The sequence below is a fragment of the Longimicrobium sp. genome (genome assembly GCF_036554565.1).
In the GTDB taxonomy this organism is placed as follows: domain Bacteria; phylum Gemmatimonadota; class Gemmatimonadetes; order Longimicrobiales; family Longimicrobiaceae; genus Longimicrobium.
This window is the reverse complement of record NZ_DATBNB010000821.1, coordinates 1-4,289: the sequence shown is the minus strand read 5'-3', so window position 1 is coordinate 4,289 and position 4,289 is coordinate 1. Positions and strand designations below refer to the sequence as shown.

Annotated in this window: 3 protein-coding genes; 1 reads left to right on the top strand and 2 read right to left on the bottom strand. The window is 72.2% G+C overall.

The window, feature by feature from the left end; genetic code table 11:
• Positions 1-47: 47 nt before the first annotated feature.
• The gene (locus tag VIB55_RS23270) at positions 48-2,006 is read right to left on the bottom strand and encodes an acyl-CoA dehydrogenase family protein (protein ID WP_331879071.1); all 1,959 of its coding nucleotides are present in this window, start codon (positions 2,004-2,006) and stop codon (positions 48-50) included.
• A gap of 201 nt (positions 2,007-2,207) precedes the next feature.
• Complete coding sequence (locus VIB55_RS23265; protein WP_331879070.1) at positions 2,208-3,491, bottom strand: tetratricopeptide repeat protein; 1,284 nt, start codon at positions 3,489-3,491, stop codon at positions 2,208-2,210.
• Between the two features lie 319 nt (positions 3,492-3,810).
• Here VIB55_RS23265 and VIB55_RS23260 point away from each other — a divergent pair.
• Positions 3,811-4,289, top strand: a 479-nt coding sequence (locus VIB55_RS23260) for an NAD-dependent epimerase/dehydratase family protein (protein WP_331879069.1), incomplete at its 3' end; no start/stop codon positions are given.

The following is a 4,289-nucleotide window of genomic DNA, read 5'->3' as shown; positions in this document are numbered from 1 at the left end:
GACGATCACTCGCCGCGGGGCCGCTTCCGATCCGCTGCCGAGCGAACTCAGCCGCTGGCGCCCACCTGCGTGGTGGCACGGGTGCCCGAAATGTCGCCGCGCTGCGAGCTGGTGCCCGCCGAGGTGGAGCCGCCGGCCGGTGCATCGCCCTCCGCCGGCCAAGCGCCGATGGCGCCCTCCTCGAGCCACGCGTACTGGCCCTTCAGCACGTCCTGGGCAAGACGGTAGGTGCTGTCGTCCGCGTTCTGGTTGATCGCGCTGAACAGCGCCTTGATGCGCAGGCGCGAGCGCTTGCAGAACACGTCGGCCAGGCGCTGCGCGTCGCGGCCGTGCGGCTCCTTGGCCAGCGACTGCGCCCGGACGCAGGCGCACGACATGGCGTACAGCTCGGCGCCGATGTCGACGAAGCGCCCCAGCAGCTTGCCCTTGCGCTCCAGCTTCGCCTGGTACTTGCCCATGGCATAGAACATCTCGCGCGCCAGCTTGCGCGAGGTGCGCTCGATGTAGCGAACGTGCTTGGCGAGAGGACCGAACTCGCCGTACGCGCCGGGAATCTGCCCGCCGCCCACGAACCGCTTGGGAAGCCATCCCGCGTACCACAGCCCGGCCTTGGCCATGGCGGCGAACTTCTGCCCCGCGCCGATGCCGGGCTTGATCATGTCGCCCGCCACGGCCAGGTGCGTGTCCACCGCCTCGCGGGCGATGAACAGGTGCATGATCTCGCTGGTGCCCTCGAAGATGCGGTTGATGCGGAAGTCGCGCATCATCCGCTCCACCGCGATGGGCTTCTCGCCGCGCGCCCGCAGCGAGTCGGCCGTCTCGTAGCCGCGGCCGCCGCGGATCTGCATCAGGTCGTCGATCAGCTTCCAGCCCACCTCCGTGGTCCACAGCTTGGCGATGGCCGCCTCGAGCCGGATGTCGTTCTGCGCCTGGTCTGCCAGCGCGCTCGACAGCTCGGCCATGGCCTCGATGCCGAAGGCGTCGGCCGCCATGCCGCCCAGCATCTGCGCCACCTCGTCGTGCTTGCCCACCGCCTGGCCCCACTGCACGCGCTCCGCCGCCCACTTGCGGGCCACCTCGACCGCGGCCTTGGCGCCGTACGCCGCCGACATGGGAAGCGTCAGGCGCCCCGTGTTCAGCGTGATCAGCGCCAGCTTCAGGCCCTTGCCCTCGCCCCACAGGATGTCTTCGCGGGGCACGCGCACGTTCTCGAAGGTGATCACCGCGTTCTGCAGCGCCTTGAGCCCCATGAACCGGCAGCGCTGGGTGATGGTGACGCCGGGCGCGCTGGTGTCGACGATGAAGGCGGTGATCTGCGGGATGGCCTTGCCGTTCTTGATCTTGTCGGGGGTGCGGGCCATCACCACCAGCAGCTCGGCCAGGGTGCCGTTGGTGCACCACAGCTTTTCGCCGTTGAGGATGAAGGCGCTGCCGTCCTCGGTGGGCGTCGCCGTGGTGGCCAGCGCGGCCGGGTCGCTGCCCACCCCGTCCTCCGTGAGCGCGAAGGCCGAGATGGCGCCCCTGGCGATGCGCGGCAGGTACTTCTTCTTCTGCTCGGGGGTGCCGAACAGCTTCAGCGGCTGGGGCACGCCGATGGACTGGTGCGCCGACAGCAGGGCGGTGAGGTTGCCGTCCTTGCTGGTGACCATGCCGATGGTGCGGCCGTAGCCCACCTGGCTCAGCCCGATGCCGCCGTACTCCTCGGGGATCTTCAGGCCGAAGGCTCCCGCCGCGCGCAGCTCGTCCACCAGTTCCGGCGGAATCTCGCCCGTGCGGTCGATGGCATCGCTGTCGGCCCGCTCGATGATGGGGCGAAGCCGGGCGATGTACTCGTCGGTCTTCCGCTTGTCCTCGGGCGCCTGGCGCGGGTACGGGTGGATCAGGTCCAGGCGGAAGTTGCCCAGGAACAGCTCGCGGACGAAGCTGGGCGCGGTCCACTCGGATTCGCGGGCCGCCTCGGCGACGTCGCGGGATTCCTGCTCGGTCGGGCCGTTCGTGGCACTCATCGCTCGTGGTCTGTCGAGGGGTGTGCGTCAGGGCTGCCGGGCACGTCCGGCCTGGCCTGAAGCTGAACATACGGGTGAGCCGCACTCACGCAACAAATCATCCCGCGGCGCGGAAAACCGCGGCCCGGAACGAAAGACGCGGAGGCGCGGAGAGGCAGATTCCTCTCCGCGCCTCCGCGCGCTCCCGCCGTCCCGGCAAGCTCAGCGGCGCGCCACGTTCAGCGACCGCACCAGGTCGGCCACGAGCTCCGGGTCCGCCGACTCCTCCGTGGCCGCGGGGACCGCCGGCTCTACCCCGCGCTTGCGCCGGGCGGCGTCGAGCACCGCCTCGCTTTCGATGATCACCTGCCCCTGGCCCCGGCGCTGGGCCAGGTCGCGGGCGGTCTCGGCGGCGCGCTCGGCGCGGGGCCAGTCGCGCAGCGACGAGGCGCCGTTGGCCAGCTCCAGGAGCGCCTGGGGCGCGAGCGGCGTGCGCTCCCACTCCGGCTCGGCCGCCCACACCGACTGCCACGCCTCGTCGAAGCCGGCCCGGTTGCCCGAGCCCCCCGCGGCGCGGCCGGCGTTGGCGGCCACCAGCACCCGCTCGCGCGAGTCGTGGATGTGCGGCAGCACCGCGCGGAACACCTCGAGCGCCGGGGCGAAGCGGCCCTGGCTCATCCAGAAGTACGCCACGTCGTGCGCAAGGGCGGGGAGCCTGGGGTGCCGGGATCCGTAAGCCCGGAACGCAAGGCGCGCCAGCTCCTCGGCATCGGCCGGCGGGCTGGTCTGCATGGCAATGCAGAACAGGTCGTGAAGCGCCCGCCCCTGGATCTCGCGCATGGCGTGGCGCCGCGCGGCGCGGAGCGCGCGGATGTGGAAGCGCCGGGCGGCGGGGTAGTTGCCCCGCTGCTTGTACAGGTTGCCCAGCCCCAGGAAGGCTTCGGCGTAGCTGGCCCAGTCGTTGGCCTGCCGCCCCAGCCCCACGGCGCGGCGGAACCAGGTTTCGGCGCGCGCGCTTTCGCCGTTGGCGCGGGCGATCATCCCCACCCGGTGGGCGGCCGCCGCGTTGGTGGGCGAGGCCAGCGCGGCCGCCGTGGCCAGCGTGACCGCGGCCGAAAGCAGCGCCTTGCCCTCGGCCCAGTCGGTCGCCGTGCGGCAGGCGGCCGTCACGTCCGCCTCGGGCACCCCGCCCGGGTCCTTGAGGATGGCGGCCACGGCCCGCAGCGCCTGGTCCAGCGGCTCGTCGGCCCCCGCCTCGGCCAAGGCGCGCAGCCGGGCTTCGTACGCTTCGGCGGCAAAGAGCCCGTCGCGCTCCTCCGGGGCCACCGACGACCACAGCACCACGTCGCGGTACGTTTCCCACAGCAGCAGCCCCAGGGGCTCCGGAATCTCGTCGAGCACCTGTACGCCCTCCAGGCTTTCTCCGCCGTGCACCAGCGCGGGGGGCACGTGCCACCGCCAGCGGCGGCGCGGCTTGCGGGGGCGGTTTGCCGGGGCTGCTTCCATGGTGCGTCTCGGAGTTGGAGAGGGGCGGACGGGGGCACGCGCGCGCCTGACGGGCCGTGGCGCCCGCCGGGAAACGCTGGTGCCCGGCGCCTTGTGAGCGCCGGTGCGAGCCGATGATATGTCGTTGTAACCGTATTATGCGTTGCCGGGCGCCGGGATGCCAGAGTTTCGAATCGGACGACTTGTGCGGAATCGCGGCGGTGTGCTCTTCGCGTCGTTTTGGCGGTGGCTCTAAATGGGCGTGAGGAACGGATTTGCGGGGGCTGGCACCGGACGTGCCACCCGCCACGGCCGGACTTTCGAAAAACGGGAGGCGCGGATGAAGGTGCTGGTTACGGGCGGAACGGGCGTGGTGGGGAAGGCGGCGGTCGACCACCTGCTCAAGGCGGGGCACACGGTGCGCCTGCTGTCGCGCGGCGCGGCCGACGACGTGCGCCAGTGGGCGTCGGGGGTGGAGCCGCACGCGGGAAGCGTGTCGTCCGACGAGGCGGTGGCGGGGGCGGCGGAGGGGTGCGACGCGGTGCTCCACGTGGCGGGAATCGTGGCCGAGAGCCCGCCCGAGGTCACCTTCCAGGCGGTGAACGTCGACGGCACGCGCCGGCTGGCGCGCGAGGCCCGGCGGGCGGGGGTGCGGCGCTTCGTCTACGTGTCGTCCCTGGGTGCCGACACGGGCGAGTCCGGCTACCATCGCTCCAAGTACCAGGCGGAGCTGGCCGTGCGCGAGGAGGCGCCGCCGGGGTGGCTGATCGTGCGCCCCGGCAACGTGTACGGCCCGGGCGACGAGGTGGTGTCGCTGCT